This is a genomic window from Leucobacter sp. CX169 (assembly GCF_017161405.1).
In the GTDB taxonomy this organism is placed as follows: domain Bacteria; phylum Actinomycetota; class Actinomycetes; order Actinomycetales; family Microbacteriaceae; genus Cx-87.
Genome location: NZ_CP071051.1, coordinates 1,239,657 through 1,257,592, shown reverse-complemented (window position 1 = coordinate 1,257,592; position 17,936 = coordinate 1,239,657). Strand labels below are relative to the sequence as shown.

Below are 17,936 nucleotides of genomic sequence, written 5' to 3'. Positions count from 1 at the left end.
ATCAGTCACAGTATTTCTGACCCTGCTCGCGCGCCGCAGTGCACCATTCGGCGAGGCGCTGCACGTTTGCCTCGTGCTCTTCGCCGGTCACCGCGTACGCGGTCTCCCCCGTCTCGAGGTTGATCGGCATGAAGAACATCCAGGGGCCGTCGGCCGGGTGCATGGCCGCGTCGATCGCGACGTCGCCGGGCATGCCGATGGGACCCACGGGCAGCCCCGGCAGCGCGTACGTGTTCCAGAGGTTCGAGGTGTCGGCGCGCTCCTCCGGTGTCGTCCAGACCGTGTGCGTGTTGCCGGTGCCGTACGCGACGGTGGCGTCCGACTGCAGCAGCACGCCCTGGTCGAGCCGGTTCAGGAACACGCGAGCGATCTTGGGGAAGTCTGCCGGGTTGCTCCCGGCCTCGAGCTGCACGACCGAGGCCAGCGTGAGCACGCGATACTCGTCCCCCGCGGGCACGCCGTGCTCAGCGAGCGCCTGGTACATCCGGTCGATCATCTTCTGGATCACGGTGTCCGCCGTGTCCTCAGGCGTGAACGTGTACGTGGCCGGGAACAGGTAGCCCTCGAGGGAGACCGCCTGCTCGGGCAGACCAAACCGCTGCGGGTCGGCGTTCGCCGCCTCGAAGTCCGCGAGGGGGATTTCAGTGACGCCCGAGATGAGCTCGAACGCGCGAACGGTCCGGGATCCCTCCGGAATCGTCACGGTGAGCTCCATCCGGTTCGCGGGATCCTCGAGGGCAGCAAGCGCCGCGGCCGAGCTCATCTGCAGCTTGAGCCGGTACGTGCCCGGGTGGAACTCGACCGCGGGATCCTGCTCGAGCAGCAGCGCGTAGAAGGCCTCGGAGGTCTTGACGACGTCCGCCTCCGCAAGGCTCGCGGCAATATCCTCGCCGATCTCGCCCGAGGTGATGGTGATGAGCACCTCGCCGGTGCCCTCGCCCTCGTAGTCGTTGCTCGTCCACCCCAGCGCCTGCGAAATCCGGTCGCCGTACTCGGCCCACGCGATTGCGCCGACCGTGCCCAGCCCGCCGAGCAGCACTGCGGCGACGATCAGCGAGACCAGCACCCGCTTCCCGGTCTTGCCTCGCTCCTTCGGTGTGTGTCGTGCCATCCCGTTATGCCCCCGCCTCGGTGCCGTCGTTCGGGGCGAGCAGCGATCCTGCTGGCACGCCCTGCACACGCTCAATCTCGAGCGCATGCTGCAGAATGACAACGGCCGCAGCCTGGTCGATCACTCCGCGAGACTCTTTGGTCTTCTTTCCTACACTGCGCAGCTGGCTCTGCGCCGAGACAGTTGAGAGGCGCTCGTCGACGAGCCGCACCTCGAGGTGCGGGGCGCGGTCGGCGAGCAGCTGCGCGAAATCCCGGGCGTCGTCAGTCGACGCGGTCGACTCGCCCCGCATGTTCAGCGGGAGGCCGATGATGAGTCCACGCGCACCCTCCTCCGACACAATTGCCAGGATCCGCGCGACATCGGTCCCGGGCGAGAGCTCGCCCTTCGCGTTCTTCGCGCGCGGGACGGTCTCGACCGGGGTCGCCAGCATGCCGTGGAGGTCGCAGCGGGCGACGCCGATCCGGGCGCGCCCGACGTCGATGCCCAGCCGGACTCCCCCGATCACGCTCATCCGGCGATAGCCCGGCGAATCTCGGCCAGCGCGGTGCCGATCTGGGACACGTCGGTGCCGCCGCCCTGGGCCAGGTCGTCCTTGCCACCGCCGCCGCCGCCGAGCACGCCTGCGCCAAGTTTTGCGAGCGCTCCGGCTTTCGCGCCACGCTCGCGGGCCTCCGGCGTCGTCGCAGCGATCACCACGGGCTTGCCCGAAGCGTGTCCCGCGAGCACGACAACCGCGGGCTGACCCGAGAGGCGCTCGCGCACCTGCAGGGCGAGCGAACGAATGTCGTCGGGCGAGCCGACCTCGCCGAGGTCGCGCAAGACAACGCGCAGTTCGCCGATGGCCTCGGCGGACTCAGCGAGCTGGGGCACCCGTTCGGCAAGCTTTGCGGCCTCGAGCGCCGCAATCTTCTTCTCAGCGGCCCGAAGCTGCACGCCCAGGTCCCGCACCTTGCCGACGAGCTCGGCCCGCGGCGTCTTGAGCCCGGTCGCGAGTTCCTGCACGATGGCGCGCTCGGCCGCGAAGTTCTGGAACGCTTCGAATCCGACGAGCGACTCGATACGGCGGTTCGTGGAGCCGATCGAGCTCTCGGTCAGGAGGTTGATCATGCCGATCTCGCTCGACGCGCCGACGTGGGTGCCGGCACACAGCTCGCGCGACCAGGCGCCGCCGATATCGACGACGCGGACGCGGTCGCCATACTTCTCGCCGAACAAGGCCATGGCGCCGAGCGCCTTGGCCTCGTCGAGCCCCATCTCGCGGGTCACGACGTCGTAGTTGGCGCGGATCGCGAGGTTCGAGACCTCCTCAATCTCGCTCTTCGTCTCGTGCGACAGTGCCGCATTGTGCGTGAAGTCGAGACGTAGGTAGCCGGCTTTGTTGTACGAGCCCGCCTGATGCGCGGTCTCGCCGAGGATCTGGCGAAGGGCCGCGTGCACGATGTGCGTGCCGGAGTGGGCCTGCGTGGCGCCGCGGCGATAGCCGGCGTCGACGCGGGTCTCGGCGCGGTCGTCGACCGCGACGGTGCCGATGCGGACGAGCACCGTGTGCACGATGAGGCCCTGTACGGGGCGCTGTACGTCGAGCACCTCGAGCTCGAAGCCGTTTCCGACGATGACGCCCTGATCAGAGTCCTGACCGCCCGACTCGGCCCACAGCGAGGTCTCGGCGAGCACGACCTCGGCCGTCTGGCCCTCGTGCGCCGCCACGGCCGGCACGCCGTCCACGACGATGCCGAGCACGCGGGACTCGTGGTTCAGCTCGTCATAGCCGGTGAACGCCGTCGAGCCGAGGCCACGAAGCTCGCGGTAGACCGAGAGGTCTGCGCGCTGACCCTTCTTGGCCTTCGCGTCGGCCTTCGCGCGGTCGCGCTGGGCCTGCATGAGATTCGTGAAGACCTCGCGGTCGACGCTTACCCCCGCCTCTTCGGCGATCTCGAGCGTGAGCTCGATCGGGAAGCCGTGCGTATCGTGAAGCAGGAACGCGGTCGGGCCGGGAAGCGCGGTCTTCGCCTCATTCGCTGCCGAGACTGCCTCGTCCAAAATCTGGATGCCGGACTGCAGGGTGCGAAGGAACGTGCGCTCCTCCCCGAATGCCGACGCCGAGATGAAGCCGAAGTTGTCGGCGATTTCGGGGTAGGACTCCTGCATGGCGTCGCGCGACGCGGTGAAGAGCTCGGGGAACGTGGCGCCCTCGACGCCGAGCAGGCGCATCGAGAGGACGACGCGGCGCAGCAGGCGGCGCAGGATGTAGCCGCGCCCCTCGTTGGAGGGAGTGACCCCGTCGCCGATGAGCATGAGTCCCGAGCGGACGTGGTCGGCGACAATGCGCAGACGCACGTCGTCGCCGTGGTCGGCGCCGTAGGTCTTGCCGGCCAGCTTTGCCGCGGCGTCGAGCACCGGGCGCACCTGGTCGATCTCGTACATGTTCTCGACGCCCTGCTTGAGGAACGCGACGCGCTCGAGCCCCATGCCCGTGTCGATGTTCTTCTTCGGCAGTTCGCCCAGGATGCGGAAGTCGGTCTTGGAGGTCACCTGATCGACCTCGTACTGCATGAAGACGAGATTCCAGATCTCGACGTAGCGATCGTCGTCCGTCGCGGGGCCGCCGTCGATGCCGTAGGCGGGGCCGCGGTCGAAGAAGATCTCCGAGCACGGGCCGGCGGGGCCCGGCTGACCGGTGGACCAGTAGTTGGTCTCCTTGCCCAGGCGCTGGATCCGCTCTGCGGGGAGACCGGCGATGTCGCGCCACAGCGCAAACGCCTCGTCGTCGTCCTCGTAGATCGTCACCCAGAGGTCCTTGGCCTCGAAGCCCAGGCCACCCGCCGCCTCGGAGGTGGTGAGCAGGTCCCAGGCGTTGCGGATCGCGCCTTCCTTGAAATAATCGCCGAACGAGAAGTTGCCGCACATCTGGAAGAAGGTGCCGTGGCGCGGGGTGCGCCCGACCTCCTCGATGTCGTTGGTGCGGATGCACTTCTGCACGCTCGTCGCGCGCGGGTACGGCGCGGGGACCATGCCCGAGAGGTAGGGCACGAACGGCACCATGCCGGCCACCGTGAACATCAGGGTGGGGTCGTCGCTCACAAGGGACGCCGAGGGAACAACGGTGTGCCCGCGCTCAGCGAAGAAGTCGAGCCAACGGCGACGGATTTCAGCGGTCTGCATGGGTGATCGGAATCCTTCGTGTTGCGTGTTATTCGGCGGTATTGTCGCGCAGGCGACCCAGGGCGGCCTCGACGTCGTCGAGCGCCGCTTCGGGCTCAACTTCGCGGTAGCCGCTCGCGACGGCGTCGCTGAATTCGCGAGCGCCCTGGCCGAGGCGGTCGAAGAATCGACGACCCTCGGGGGTCTGGTTGACGAAGTGCGCGGCGGCGAAGCCGAGCGCCACTCCGCTTATGAGCCAAGTGAGCTTTCGCATGTGCGTGGTCCCTCCCGCCGATCCCGCGATCGGCACCCGTTCATCGTAGCGGCAGGGATATGCCCCGCGCGGATACCACGAAGGGGGCGCCGCAAGATGCGGCACCCCCTTCGCGAAACGCTCAGTTGAGACTAGCGAGCAGCGTAGTACTCAACGACGAGCTGAACTTCACAGGTCACGGGGACCTCGGCGCGCTTCGGACGACGCAGCAGGCGTGCCTGCAGCTTGTCGAGCTCGACCTCGAGGTAACCGGGAACCGGGGGAAGCACCTCGGCGTGGCCGCCGGCAGCAGCGACCTGCAGGGGCTCGAGGCCCTCCGAGCGCTCCTTGACGTGGATGACCTGACCGGGCTTCACGCGGAACGACGGGCGATCCACCAGCTGGCCGTTGACCATGATGTGACGGTGCACGATGAGCTGGCGAGCCTGCGCCGTGGTGCGGGCGAATCCTGCACGCAGCACGAGTGCGTCGAGACGCATCTCGAGGATCTCGACCAGGTTCTCACCGGTCAGGCCGTCCTGACGACGGGCTTCCTTGAACGCGATGAGCAGCTGCTTCTCGCGGATGCCGTACTGGGCGCGAAGACGCTGCTTCTCCCGCAGGCGAACGGCATAGTCGGAATCCGACTTCCGCTTGGTGCGTCCGTGCTGGCCGGGGCCATAGGGGCGCTTCTCAAGGTAGCGAGCTGCCTTGGGGGTAAGGGCAATCCCGAGCGAGCGGGAAAGACGAGTCTGGCTGCGCGTACGCGACGTAGTCGACACAGATGTCCTTTCAGGTTGCTTGACGCGATCGCGGCGCGATCACGCATTGTTCTCTCGGCCATGTCACGCCCGCATTCACAAAGGAATGCACGCGACGCGACGAACCGTATCCGGTGAGGGAACGACCAGTTGCAGCAACCCGGCGTCCGAGTCGTGCCACCCCAACAGTGAGGCTCGCGTGAACGCGAAACCACTGGGGCGTTGGCCAGCGTCTAGTCTATCACGTACTGTCGGCGCCATCGCGCCCGCGCGGTTCGCCGTGCACAATCCGCAGGATTTTCTCCAGCCGTTCACTCACCGCACGCTCGTTTCCGTGAGTGGTGGGCAGGTAATACCGGCGCCCCGCGAGCTCGTCGGCGAGGTGCTGCTGTCGAGACACGCCGAGCGGGTCGCTGTGCGGGTATTGGTAGCCGACACCGTGCCCCAGGCGCTTAGCGCCCGCGTAGTGGGCGTCGCGCAGCGGCTTGGGCACCCGACCAAAGCGGCCGGCGCGCACATCGGAGATCGCACTGTCGATCGCGCTGATCACGGCGTTGGACTTCGGTGCGGTCGCGATGTAGATCGTGGCCTCGGCGAGCGGGATCCGGGCCTCGGGCAGCCCGATCATCTGTGTCGCCTCCGCCGCCGCCACTGCAATCAGCAGTGCCTGCGGGTCAGCCATCCCCACGTCCTCGGCGGCGTGCACCATGAGGCGGCGAGCAATGAAGCGCGGGTCCTCCCCCGCCTCGATCATGCGAGCCAGATAGTGAATTGCGGCGTCCGGGTCAGAGCCACGTAGCGACTTGATGAACGCGCTGATCACGTCGTAGTGCTCGTCGCCGTTCTTGTCGTAGCGCAGCAGCGCGCGGTTGACGGACTCCGCGACGACGTCGCCGGTGACGACCGCTTTGGCCCCCTCCTCGCCCTCCTCGCCCTCCGCGGCCAGCGCGAGCGCGGACGAGGCGGCCGCCTCGAGCGCCGTCAGGGCGCGCCGCGCGTCGCCCGAGGAAAGCTGAATCATCGCGGCCATCGCCTCATCGGTGACCTCGACGCGACCTGCGAGCCCGCGATCGTCGGTGATCGAGCGGGTGAGGAGCTCGCGCAGCTGATCGTCGTCGAGCGGTTCGAGCGTGAGCAGGAGCGAGCGCGAGAGCAGCGGGCTGATGACCGAAAACGACGGATTCTCGGTCGTGGCGGCGACGAGCGTCACCCAGCCGTTCTCGACGCCGGGCAGCAGCGCGTCCTGCTGCGCCTTGCTGAACCGGTGAATCTCATCCAAGAACAACACGGTCGCGATGCCGTACAGATCGCGGTTGTTGAGCGCGCGCTCCATCACGATGCGCACGTCTTTCACGCCGGCATTCACCGCCGAGAGCTCCACGAAACTGCGGCCACTCGAATGGGCGATCGCCTGCGCGAGCGTCGTCTTTCCAGTACCCGGCGGGCCCCACAGGATCACGGAGACGGCGCCCGACGCCCCCGCGTCCTCGGCCGCGAGCGTGCGCAGTGGGGATCCTGGTCGGAGCAAATGTTGCTGACCCACGACCTCGTCAAGCGAGCGCGGACGCATGCGGACCGCGAGCGGAGCCGTCTGCCCCGCACCCGCGAGAGAGGAATCATTCATTCCGCCATCGTATCGGCGAGGCCCGCCGACAGCATGGACGGCCGTCGCCTATGGCATAGTTGGTGAGGGTATAGACCGGTCGACGACTCGTCGACCTCTACGGATCACGGAACAGGTGAACACACGGTGAGCGAAGCTACGAACGAGACGCCCTGGGGCCGCGTCGACGAGACGAATACGGTCTACGTCCGCGACGGCGAGACCGAGCGTGCCGTCGGCCAATACCCAGACGGTACCGCAGAGGAGGCACTTGCCTACTTCCAGCGCAAGTTCGCGGATCTCGCGGGCCAGGTCACGCTGCTCGAACAGCGCGTGAACAAGGGCACCGGATCCGCCGACCTGAGCTCGACGGTTTCGCGCCTGCAGGAACAACTGCGCGAACCAGCCGCTGTCGGCGACCTCGCGGCGCTACGCGCACGAGTGGAGAAGCTCGGCGGCAAGGCACACGAGCTCAGCGATCAGCAGAAGGCCGAGCGCGAAGCCGCCCGTGCCGAGGCGATCGCCCAGCGCGAGGCCATCGTCGTCGAGGCAGAGCGGCTCGCCGCGCAGCCCGAGGCGTCGATTCGCTGGAAGGAGACGTCGCAGGCGATCGAGGACCTCTTCACGCAGTGGCAGGCGGCCCAGCGCACCGGCCCCCAGGTGCCCAAGGGTCAGGCCGACGCGCTCTGGAAGCGGTTCCGTACCGCCCGCCAGCACCTCGACACCGCCCGTCGCAACTTCTTCACGCAGATGGACGCGACGAACAAGGACGTCAAGCAGCGCAAGGAGCGCATCATTGCCTCCGCAGAGGCGCTCGCGGGCCGCGGCACCGAGGCCATTCCCGAGTACCGTCGCCTGCTCGACGAGTGGAAGGCATCGGGCCACGCAAGCCGCAAGCTCGACGACCAGCTCTGGGCGCGATTCAAGGCCGCGGGTGACGTGCTTTACTCGGCCAAGGCCGCAGAGGTCGCCCAGTCGAGCGAGGAAGAGCAGGAGAACCTCGTGCTGAAGGAGGCTCTGCTCGTCGAGGCTGAGCCGCTGTTGCAGTCGACCGATCATGATGCCGCTCGCAAGCGCCTCACCGACATCCAGCTTCGCTGGGACGAGATCGGCCGCGTGCCTCGCGAGGCGCTGCGCACCATCGACGGCCGCATTCGTGCGGTTGAAGATCACGTGAAGGCGCTGCAGGAGGCGCACTGGCGTGCGTCGAACCCGGAGACCAAGGCTCGCAGCGAGGGCCTGCGCGGCCAGCTCGAGGCCTCGATCGCCGAGCTCACCGCCGAGGCCGAATCAGCCAAGACCCCGAAGGCGAAGGCCGAGGCCGAGGAGAAGCTCGCGACGCAGCGCTCCTGGCTCGAAGCCCTCGGAGCCTAGGCACGCGTCTCAGTTCCCCTGGCCGGGCATTCCCCGTCCACCACACAGCCCCTGGGCCGGTTCTCCACAGATCCGGTCCAGGGGCTGGCGTGTTTCTGGGCACCCCCACACGATGGTGCCATGACCCATTCGCCCGGCCCTCCGCCAATTCACCTCTTGCCGCCTGCCGTGCGATCAGCGGAGCGCCTACGCGGCACACTCGTTCCGTGCGGACCAGGCCTCAGGCCCGTCGCCTGGCCTGAGGCACCGCGCGTGCGGGCGGCGACGCTCGAGCAGCTGTGCTCCCCCAGCCTCGCTGCCGTCCTCGCGACCGCGGCGTGGGTCTGGGGCGCGCGTCGCGCGTTGGACAGGCCGGTCGAGGTTGCCGGCGGACGCGGCGGCGCGGCCGCCGAGCGCTTCGACCCCGGGCTCCGGGTACGCGACCTCCGCTTTGACGCCGGCGAACTGCATCAGTTCGGCGGGCTACGCGTCAGCACGCCCGCACGGACCGTCAGCGACCTCCTGCGTCTACGGGAGGACTTTGGCGCACCCGATCGCGCCGCGTGCCGATTGCTCCTGCGCCTGGTCCCCGGGGGCGCTGCCGAGGTGGCCGCCAGCCTCGCACGGCGCCCCGTGCCTCATCGACGACGCGCGCTCGAGCGACTCGGAGACGTCTGAGCCTCCGGGACGCAGCCTCCGGGACGCAGCCGCAAGGAAGCAGCCGCAGGGAAGCAGCCGCAGGGAACGGCCGGGTGTGCGAACCGAGCTCGACGTGCGCGGAGATCAGTCGGCCCGCGACGCCTCAGCCTGGATGATCTCGGCGAGCTCGCGGGGCTTACTCCACATGGGCCAGTGGCCCGTCGGGAGGTCAACGACGTCGAGCTGCTCGAGGGCGGCAACCTCAGCGAACATGGGGTGCCCTGCGCGCGCCAGCTCGAGCATCTGCGCGCCCGGGAGCGAGCAACAGACCAGGGTCGTCGGGACGCCCCGGCGCGCGTCGCCCGTCAACTCAATCGGCTCGCGAAGTACAGGCCCGGGCTCGGGGACGGCGCGGACCCGAAATCGCTCGAGCGCGTCTGCGCTCAGGCCATCGAGACTCGCCTGCTGTCTGAGAACATCGAAAGGCGGCAGCGGAAGCTCCGCCAGGTCTTCCGGGAAGTCTGGGGCAAAGATTGTCCCGGGTGCCACCGGGCCGGAGTCGACCCACACCACTCGGCGGACTCGTTCGGGGTGTCGGTCCAAGACGAGGCTGACGGGTGCGTTCGCGCCGCTGTGGGCCACCAGCACTGCCGGAGCATTCCCGTGTTGCGCCAAGACGTCCAGAATCGCCTCGACCTGAGACTCGAGGGTCCGCGTCGCTCGCGCCGGGTCCTTCGCATCGAGCCCCGGCAGGGTCATCGCGACGGCGCGCAGACAATCAGGCTGCAGCTGTTCCAGCACCTCGTCCCACGCCCACGCGCCCAGCCAGTGGCCGGGGATCAGAATGACGGTCGGGCTGCTCGTTGTGTTCTTCATGTCACTACTTTTGCAGGCCCTCCGGACACGGGTATGTCACTATTTATGTCATGAATTCAGAAACACGTGCAGCGTGAAACGAGCGGAGCGCCTGCACGCGCTCTCGGAGATGTTGCGCCGCGGCGGGGCCCGCGGGATCTCGGCGTCACGCATGGCGAGCGAGTTCGCGGTGTCCGAGCGCACGATCAAGCGGGACCTCGACGCGCTCGAGAACAGCGGTGCACCGCTCTGGTCGCGCCCGGGGCCGGGCGGTGGGTATGGGCTGGCTCACGGCGCTACCCTGCCGCCGGTCAGCCTGTCTCCGGCGCAGGCGGTCGCGCTCATGGCGGCGGTGTCCGCGGCGCCCGACGCCCCCTATGCCGACCTGGCGACCGCAGGAATGCGCAAGATCCTGGACGTCCTCGACCCCAGGACTCGTGCGCGGGCGGACGAATTGGCCAGCCGGGTATGGGTCAATAGCCCTCCCGTGCCCTCGCGCGCGACCAAGTCCGCGCTGGAAGCGGCGATGACGGAGCAGCGCGTCATCCGCCTTCGCTACACGTCCGGGGACGGACGCACGACTACCCGCGACGTCGAACCCGTGCTGTTCGCCTCGACGAATGGCCAGTGGTACCTGATCGGTTGGTGCCGTCTGCGCGACGCCATGCGATGGTTTGCCGTGTCGCGCGTCGAACGGGCCACGGTGACGCAGGCAGCCTGCAGCGGCCACACGATCGACGAGGTGGGGGCGGCCCCGGTTGGCGCCCGGCCGGTACACGGCTGGGACGCTTGAACCAGGCGAAGCCACTCGCCAGGGAGGACCGTTAGGCCCCGCTCACGCGATAGACGTCGTAGACGGCGTCGATGCGGCGCACCGCGTTGAGCACCCGGTCAAGGTGCGACGTGTCGGCCATCTCGAACGCAAACCGACTGATCGCGAGTCGCGTGGTGGACGTCTGCACCGATGCGGAGAGAATATTCACGTGGTGCTCTGAAAGCACGCGGGTCACATCCGAGAGCAGGCCGGCGCGATCAAGCGCCTCCACCTGAATCTGCACCAGGAAGATGCTCTTCGTCGTCGGCGCCCACTCCACCTCGACCAAGCGATCGGCCTGGCTCTTCAGGGCGAGGAAGTTCACGCAGTCGACCTGATGTACCGAGACGCCCTGGCCCTTGGTGATGAACCCCATGATCGGGTCCCCGGGAACCGGCGTGCAGCACTTTGCTAGCTTGACCAGGATGTCCGAAGCACCCTTCACGACGACGCCGCTGTTCGCATCAGGCTTCGCGCGGCGGCGCGCGGGTGACGGCTCCGCCGGAATGAAGGCCTCTTCCGATGAGTTGTCCTGCTCGGTGAGGTTCGCGAGGACCTTCTCGATCACCGACTGCGTCGAGACATGTCCCTCGCCGACCGCGGCATACAGCGCCGACACATCGGCGTAGCGCAACTGCAGCGCCACCTGGGGGAAGGCCTCGGCGCTCATGAGCTTCTGGAGCGGAAGGTTCTGCTTGCGCATCGCCCGGGAGATCGCTTCCTTGCCCTGCTCGACCGCCTCGTCGCGGCGCTCCTTGGTGAACCACTGCCGGATCTTGTTCTGGGCGCGCTTGCTCTTGACAAAGTTCAGCCAGTCCTGGCTGGGGCCTGCATCGGGATTCTTGGAGGTGAACACCTCGACGACGTCGCCGTTTTGCAGCTCGGTCTCGAGCGGCACGAGCCGGCCGTTGACGCGGGCGCCCATCGTGCGGTGTCCCACCTCGGTGTGCACCGCATAGGCGAAGTCAACCGTCGTGCCACCGGCCGGCAGGCCCACCACGCGCCCCTTGGGCGTAAAGACGTAGACCTCCTTCGCGCCGATCTCGAAGCGCAGGGCGTCGAGGAACTCGCTCGGGTCTTCCGTCTCGGCTTGCCAGTCGGAGATATGTGCAAGCCAGGCCATGTCAGCCGAGGGCTGCGCACCGCTCGCGTTCGCCCCTTGCTTGTACTTCCAGTGTGCCGCGACGCCATACTCCGCGCGCTGGTGCATCTCGAACGTGCGGATCTGAATCTCGACAGCGCGACCGTCGGGGCCGATGACCGTCGTGTGCAGGGACTGGTACAGGTTGAACTTCGGGGTCGCGATGTAGTCCTTGAAGCGTCCGGGAATCGGGGTCCACCGGGCGTGCACGGCGCCGAGTACCGCGTAACAATCACGGATCGTGTGCACGAGCACCCGGATGCCGACGAGGTCGTAGATGTCGTCGAAGTCGCGCCCCCGGACGATCATCTTCTGGTAGATCGAATACAGCTGCTTCGGGCGGCCAGTGACCTCGCCGCGGATGCGCGACTCGCGCAGGTCCGACTCGAGAGCGCCGATCACGCGGCCGACGAGCTCCTCGCGCTCCGGGTTGCGCTGGCCGACGAGGTTGTCGATTTCGGCATACAGCTTCGGCTTGAGGACCGCAAACGAGAGGTCCTCGAGCTCGTTCTTGATCGACTGGATGCCGAGGCGGTGCGCGAGCGGCGCGTAGATCTCGAGTGTCTCCTGCGCCTTGCGCTTCGCCGATTCCGACGAGACAAAGCCCCAGGTCCGCGCGTTGTGCAGACGGTCGGCCAGCTTGATCACGAGCACACGGATGTCCTTCGACATCGCGACGATCATCTTGCGCACGGTCTCGGCCTGCGCGCTGTCGCCGTACTTCACCTTGTCAAGCTTGGTGACGCCGTCGACGAGCATCGCGATCTCTTCGCCGAACTCGGTGGTGAGCTGCTCGAGCGAGTACTCGGTGTCCTCCACGGTGTCGTGAAGGAGCGCCGCAGCGACCGCAACGGGAGCGACCCCGAGATCCGCCAGGATCTGCGCGACGGCGATCGGGTGCGTGATGTACGGCTCGCCACTTCGCCGCTTTTGCCCGCGGTGCGCGCGTTCCGCGACCGTGTACGCGCGCTCGATAACCGAGGCGTCGGAGCGCGGGTGGTTCGCGCGAACCGTGCGCACGAGCTGCTCCACGGCACCGGGGGCGTTCCCCCGCGAGAAGATGCGGGGCACGAGACGCCGCAAGGAGGTGCTCGTTGTGCCAGGGTTTCCCTCAGTCACGTGATCACCTCCTCTGTTGGAACGCTACACCACGCCCCGGGTCCCGGGGCGTGGTGATGGAATCTACGCCTTGGCCGCTTCCGGGGCCGCCGCTTCGACGTCGGCGTCAGCCGCGTGCGCGCCGCGCTCACGGATGCGCAGTACCTTCTTGTCGTGCTTGACAATCGCGGGCTCGTGTTCGCGCAGGTGGGCGTACAGCGGGGCCGCGATGAAGATCGTCGAGTACGCGCCGACCAGGATGCCGATGAACAGGGCGAGCGAGATGTCCCGCAGCGTTCCCGCTCCGAGCACAAACGCGCCGATGAACAGAATCGAGGCGACCGGCAAGAGCGCCACCACCGAGGTGTTGATCGAGCGCACGAGCGTCTGGTTCACCGCGAGGTTCACCGCCTCGCCGAAGGTCCGCTGATCGTTGAGCTCGCCAATCGCGGTGTTCTCGCGGATCTTGTCGAACACCACCACCGTGTCGTACAGCGAGTACCCAAGGATCGTGAGGAAGCCGATCATGGCCGCCGGGGTGATCTCGAAGCCGGTGATGCCGTACACGCCCGCGGTGATGATCAGGTCGTGGAACAGCGCGATCATGGCCGCGAGCGACATCTTCCAGGTGCGGAAATAAATCGCCATGACGACCGCCGCGAACACGATGAACACGATGAGCGCGATGATGGCCTGACGGGTGATGTCTTGCCCCCAGGCGGCACCAATGTAGGACGAGGTGATCGTCGACTCGTCGACACCGTACGCCTTCGCGAGGGCAGCCTTCAGCTCACGGCTTTTCTCCTCGTCCAGCTGCTCGGTCTGTACCCGAATGTCGGTCTGGCCTACGAGCGAGATGCGCGGGGCGCTGTCGGGGAGCACCGAGGCGACTGCGGCCTCGGCGGTGCCGAGGTCGCGATCCTGGCTCGAGGTCGTGTGAACCTGGAACTGGCTGCCGCCCGAGAACTCGATGCCGAACGTGAACCCGCCGCGCAACAGCGGGCCCAGGATCGAGACGAGAATCAGGATTGCGGCGACGATGTACCAGGTCTTACGGCGTCCAACAATGTTGAACGAGCGCTCGCCGGTGTAGAGGTCGTTGCCGAAGCGTGCAAGTGAGAGACCCATCAGGAGTCCTTCCCTGCCGCGACAGCGGCATCGGTGAGTCCGGCAGCCTCGGCGGCCTTGCGTTCTGCGATGGTCTGGCGACGCTGCGCCTCTTTCTGGCTCGCAGCGACTTTCTTGCCGGGGCCGCTCGCGGCGACCACGGGCTCCCGGAACTGCGCGCGACCCCGGTAGACCGCGCCGAGCTGGCGCGGATCCAGGCCAGAGAACCGGTGACCGTTCTTGTAGAAGCGGGTGCGCGAGAGCAGCGTCATGAGCGGGTGCGTGAACAGCACGACGACGAGGACGTCGACAATGGTCGTCAAACCCAGCGTAAACGCGAAGCCGCGGACGTTGCCGATCGCGAGGAGGAACAGGATCGCCGCCGCCAGGAAGTTGATGCCATCCGAGGCGAGCACCGTCCGGATCGCGCGCTTCCAACCGGCCTCGACCGCGGACTCAAGCCCGCGCCCGTCCCGCAGCTCGTCTCGAATGCGCTCGAAGTAGACGATGAAGGAGTCAGCGGTGATACCGATTGCGACAATGACACCCGCGACGCCGGCGAGCGAGAGGCGGTAGCCCTCGCGCCACGACATGAGGGTGAGCAGGAGGTAGGTGAGCACCGCGGCGACCACGAGCGAGGCGACCGTGAGGAGTCCGAGCACGCGGTACTGGATGAGCGAGTACACGACGACGAGCAGCAAGCCGATGAGACCCGCGAGCAGGCCCGCCTGCAGCTGGTTCGTGCCGAGCGTCGCCGAAATGTCTTCCTGGCTCTGCACGACGAAACTGACCGGAAGGGCGCCGAACTTCAGCTGATCGGCGAGCGCCTTCGCGCTGTCCTGCGTGAACCCACCCGAGATGGACGGTCGTCCGTCGAGGATCTGTGCCTGCATGGTCGGCGCCGAGAGCACCTTGCCATCGAGCACAAACGCGAACTGGTTCATCGGCGCCTGCGCGCCGTAGAGCCGGGTACTGACCTCGCCGAACGCCTTGGTGCCGGCCTTGTTCATGGTGATCTGCACCACCCAGCCGCCGGTCGTAGCGCCGGTGCTGGTGGTCTCGGGCTGAGCGACAGCGTCAGTGATGACTTCGCCGCCGAGCTCGACCGGGCCGAGCACATACTTGATCTGTCCCGACGGGTCACACGTGATCAACGGGCGATCCGCGGGGGCGTCGCCTGCCGACTGCGCGGCCTCAGAGTCACAGGTGAAGTCCATGAACTTCTGCTGCAGCCCCTCGGTCAGCCACGCGACATCGCCGGCGCCCTTCGGCAGCGGCGACGGATCAATCGACGGATCCGACTCGCTCGTGGCCTCCGGGGCCGGGGCGGCTTCGCCGTCGACGGGCTCTTCAGCCGTGCTGCCATCGCCGCCGTCGACCTGCGCAGACGTTGCGGATCCGGTGTAGGTGAGCACCGGACGGAACTCGAGCTTCGAGGACGCCTGAATGCGGGCGAGCGTGGCCTCGTCGGCCTTGCCCGGGATCGACACCGAGATGTTCTGGTTGCCCTGCGTGGTGACCTCGGCCTCGGAAACGCCGGAGGCGTTCACACGCTGACGAATGATCGATACCGCCTGGTCGAGCTGCTCGCCCGACACCTGGTTGCCGTCCGTCTGCTTGGGGGCAAGCAGGATCTGCGTGCCGCCTTCAAGGTCAAGCGCGAGCTTCGGGTGCAGCGTCGCCTCTCCCTGCATGAAGCCGTAGCCGATGAGGCCGACAAGGCCAAGGATCAGGACGAGGAGCCACGTCAGTGAACGACGCGCCTTCCTCACCGCGGGAGTGGTCGCCACGAAGTGTCTGCTTTCTCTGTCGAGATGTCGGGAGGGACTGCCTACGCCTTGGGCGCGGCGTCGCCGTTCTTCTCGTCGTCCTCGCCGGCCGCGGTCGTGTTCTCGCCGGTCTGCTCGGTGGAGCCGTCGAACGGGCTACGGAACTCGGGTGCCGCGGGCTCGTCTGCCTTGGCGGCGTCAACGTGCTCGCCGAACGCGGGGTCGTCGTCGGGGTGGACGGTCTCTGCAACCGCGACGTCCGCGTCGGACGGGGTCACAATGGTCGAGACGGCATTGCGGTGCACGACGAGCGTTGAGGTGCCGCTGCGGAGCGTGACGCGGTTGTCTTCCTCGTTGATCTCTTCGACCGTGCCGTAGATGCCCGACTGGAGCATCACCTCGGCACCGGGGATGAGTCCGGACTGCATTTCCTGAGCGGCCTGCTGGCGCTTCTTTCCGTTCCGGACCATGAAAATGATCAGCACGGCGATAAGCGCGAGCATGATGAGGGAGAACGGATCAGCAAAGAGATTCTGCACAGTGGGCCTTTCGAGCACGTGAACGTCTCCCCAGAGCGACTGCGCACGGGGACCACAGACGACTATAGGGCATCCGGGATGGGAAGACCGCAGTGCGCCCACGCCAAGGGGGTCGCCATGCGCCCGCGAGGGGTGCGTGTGAGCAGTCCCGAGCGCACGAGGAACGGTTCGACGACCGATTCGATCGTCTCCGCTTCCTCGCCGACCGAGACCGCGAGCGTGGAGAGCCCGACCGGTCCCCCACGGAAGCGTTCGACGACCGCGCGGAGCACCTCGCGATCAAGCCGATCGAGACCGTATTCGTCGACATCGTAGAGTTTGAGGGCGTCGCGCACGGTCGCGGCATCGCCGGGCCGACCGTGCACGAGGCTGAAATCGCGCACGCGTCGGAGCAGCCGGTTCGCGATGCGGGGCGTGCCCCGCGAGCGACCGGCGATCTCGCTGATGCCCGACGCCTCGACCGGAAAGTCCAGCAGCCCGGCCGCCCGCTCGGCAACCCGAAACAGTTCGTCCTTGGCGTAAAACTCGAGGTGCGCGGTGAAACCGAACCGGTCTCGCAGCGGGTTCGGAAGCAGGCCCGCGCGCGTCGTGGCACCGACCAGCGTGAACGGTGCGATCTCCAACGGAATCGAGGTCGCGCCTGCCCCCTTGCCCACCATGATGTCAATCTTGAAGTCCTCCATCGCGAGGTACAGCATCTCCTCGGCACTGCGTGCCATGCGATGAATCTCGTCGATGAAGAGCACCTCGCCGGGGGTGAGCGCGGAGAGCACCGCTGCGAGGTCGCCGGCGTGCTGGATGGCAGGTCCCGAGGTCTGGTGCAGGGGCTGCCCGACCTCGGTCGCGACGATCATGGAGAGCGTCGTCTTGCCTAGGCCTGGGGGGCCTGCAAGCAGGATGTGGTCCGGGGTGCGCTGCTGCATCTGGGCGGCCTCGAGCAGCAAGCGCAGCTGCTCACGTACCCTGGTCTGGCCCACGAACTCGTTCAGCGTGGCCGGGCGCAGGGCGCCCTCGAAGCTGAGTTCGGCGGGCGACACTGGCTGCGGGGAAATCTCCGCGGAGTGCCCGGTCATCGAATCATTCCGCGACTACGGGATCCGGCTTTCGGCGCCTGAAGCAGGGCGAGCGCCGCGCGCATCAGACCAGCCGGGTCTTCGGGCGCGCCACTGTCGCGGGCACCGGCAACCGCCTCCTCCGCGTCGGTCTCGGGCCAGCCGAGGCCCACGAGACCCAGCACGACCTGCGCGTCCTCACTCGGAGCGGCGGGGGCCATCGCCGGGTCGTCGACCCCCAGGTGTTCGACCTTGCCCTGCAGCGAGACCACGATGAGTTTCGCCGTCTTGGGCCCAATGCCGCTGACCTTCTTGAACGGCTTTTCGTCCTCAGCCTCGACCGCGCGCCCGACCACGGCCGGCGACAGCGTCGAGAGCACGCCGAGCGCGGAGCGGGGCCCCACCCCTGAAACGGCGATGAGATGACCAAACAGCTCCAGCTCGGCCTGGCTGGCAAACCCGAAGAGCGTGAGCGAGTCTTCGCGCACGACGAGGGACGTGAGGAGGAACAACTCGTGCCCGGCTCGCGCAGAAAGCGCAAGGTCGGCCGTCACCTCGGCGCGCACGCCCATGCCGCCCATCTCAACGACGACCCAGCCGGATCCGGAAGCGAGCACTACACCGCGCACTGAAGCAATCACACTCGCCACCCTACGGGTGCGCCCCCGGCGGGAGAATCTCCCACGCCGGGGGCGCT

16 protein-coding genes are annotated in these 17,936 nt (G+C 67.5%); 3 read left to right on the top strand and 13 right to left on the bottom strand.

Going from position 1 to position 17,936, the window contains the following annotated elements:
- Window position 1 precedes the first annotated feature (1 nt).
- The 6 genes from mltG to JW030_RS05560 all read right to left on the bottom strand — a co-directional run bounded on the left by mltG (window position 2) and on the right by JW030_RS05560 (window position 6,893).
- Window positions 2-1,111, bottom strand: a complete 1,110-nt coding sequence (gene mltG, locus JW030_RS05585; RefSeq protein ID WP_188044920.1) for an endolytic transglycosylase MltG — start codon at window positions 1,109-1,111, stop codon at window positions 2-4.
- 4 nt (window positions 1,112-1,115) lie between these two features.
- Window positions 1,116-1,625: a Holliday junction resolvase RuvX gene (gene ruvX, locus JW030_RS05580; RefSeq protein ID WP_188044921.1), complete on the bottom strand. Its 510-nt coding sequence runs from the start codon at window positions 1,623-1,625 to the stop codon at window positions 1,116-1,118.
- A complete protein-coding gene (gene alaS, locus JW030_RS05575; RefSeq protein WP_188044922.1) occupies window positions 1,622-4,276 on the bottom strand; it encodes an alanine--tRNA ligase in 2,655 nt (884 codons plus the stop codon). The genes ruvX and alaS overlap by 4 nt, the downstream gene beginning before the upstream one ends.
- 28 nt (window positions 4,277-4,304) lie before the next feature.
- The gene (locus JW030_RS05570) at window positions 4,305-4,529 is read right to left on the bottom strand and encodes a hypothetical protein (RefSeq protein ID WP_188044923.1); all 225 of its coding nucleotides are present in this window, start codon (window positions 4,527-4,529) and stop codon (window positions 4,305-4,307) included.
- A 131-nt stretch (window positions 4,530-4,660) separates the two neighbouring features.
- Window positions 4,661-5,290 carry a 30S ribosomal protein S4 gene (rpsD, locus tag JW030_RS05565; protein ID WP_188044924.1) on the bottom strand — a complete coding sequence of 210 codons (630 nt, stop codon included), beginning with the start codon at window positions 5,288-5,290 and terminating at the stop codon, window positions 4,661-4,663.
- Between the two features lie 220 nt (window positions 5,291-5,510).
- Window positions 5,511-6,893 (bottom strand): replication-associated recombination protein A, encoded by a 1,383-nt coding sequence (locus JW030_RS05560; RefSeq protein ID WP_188044925.1) that lies wholly within the window; start codon window positions 6,891-6,893, stop codon window positions 5,511-5,513.
- 126 nt (window positions 6,894-7,019) lie between these two features.
- On the opposite strand from JW030_RS05560, the gene JW030_RS05555 reads away from it, so the two are divergent.
- Both JW030_RS05555 and JW030_RS05550 read left to right on the top strand, forming a co-directional pair.
- Entirely contained in the window at window positions 7,020-8,246 is a 1,227-nt protein-coding gene (locus JW030_RS05555; protein WP_188044926.1) for a DUF349 domain-containing protein, read from the top strand.
- A gap of 252 nt (window positions 8,247-8,498) precedes the next feature.
- Window positions 8,499-8,903 carry a hypothetical protein gene (locus JW030_RS05550; RefSeq protein ID WP_206348636.1) on the top strand — a complete coding sequence of 135 codons (405 nt, stop codon included), beginning with the start codon at window positions 8,499-8,501 and terminating at the stop codon, window positions 8,901-8,903.
- A 105-nt stretch (window positions 8,904-9,008) separates the two neighbouring features.
- Here the strand turns inward: JW030_RS05550 and JW030_RS05545 are convergent, their stop codons facing one another.
- Entirely contained in the window at window positions 9,009-9,740 is a 732-nt protein-coding gene (locus JW030_RS05545) for an alpha/beta fold hydrolase (protein WP_188044928.1), read from the bottom strand.
- A 73-nt stretch (window positions 9,741-9,813) separates the two neighbouring features.
- On the opposite strand from JW030_RS05545, the gene JW030_RS05540 reads away from it, so the two are divergent.
- Entirely contained in the window at window positions 9,814-10,512 is a 699-nt protein-coding gene (locus JW030_RS05540; RefSeq protein ID WP_188044929.1) for a YafY family protein, read from the top strand.
- Between the two features lie 31 nt (window positions 10,513-10,543).
- Here the strand turns inward: JW030_RS05540 and JW030_RS05535 are convergent, their stop codons facing one another.
- From JW030_RS05535 to ruvA, 6 genes are all read right to left on the bottom strand, one after another.
- Window positions 10,544-12,793, bottom strand: coding sequence for a bifunctional (p)ppGpp synthetase/guanosine-3',5'-bis(diphosphate) 3'-pyrophosphohydrolase (locus tag JW030_RS05535; protein ID WP_305798135.1), 2,250 nt, complete (start codon window positions 12,791-12,793; stop codon window positions 10,544-10,546).
- Between the two features lie 63 nt (window positions 12,794-12,856).
- On the bottom strand, window positions 12,857-13,900 hold the full coding sequence (gene secF / locus JW030_RS05530; protein ID WP_188044930.1) for a protein translocase subunit SecF: 1,044 nt from the start codon (window positions 13,898-13,900) through the stop codon (window positions 12,857-12,859).
- Window positions 13,900-15,669, bottom strand: coding sequence for a protein translocase subunit SecD (secD, locus tag JW030_RS05525; RefSeq protein ID WP_188044931.1), 1,770 nt, complete (start codon window positions 15,667-15,669; stop codon window positions 13,900-13,902). The genes secF and secD overlap by 1 nt, the downstream gene beginning before the upstream one ends.
- A 41-nt stretch (window positions 15,670-15,710) precedes the next feature.
- On the bottom strand, window positions 15,711-16,187 hold the full coding sequence (yajC, locus tag JW030_RS05520; protein WP_241095580.1) for a preprotein translocase subunit YajC: 477 nt from the start codon (window positions 16,185-16,187) through the stop codon (window positions 15,711-15,713).
- A gap of 62 nt (window positions 16,188-16,249) precedes the next feature.
- Window positions 16,250-17,260: a Holliday junction branch migration DNA helicase RuvB gene (gene ruvB, locus JW030_RS05515; RefSeq protein WP_188044932.1), complete on the bottom strand. Its 1,011-nt coding sequence runs from the start codon at window positions 17,258-17,260 to the stop codon at window positions 16,250-16,252.
- The gene (gene ruvA, locus JW030_RS05510) at window positions 17,257-17,880 is read right to left on the bottom strand and encodes a Holliday junction branch migration protein RuvA (protein WP_188044933.1); all 624 of its coding nucleotides are present in this window, start codon (window positions 17,878-17,880) and stop codon (window positions 17,257-17,259) included. The genes ruvB and ruvA overlap by 4 nt, the downstream gene beginning before the upstream one ends.
- Window positions 17,881-17,936: the final 56 nt, after the last annotated feature.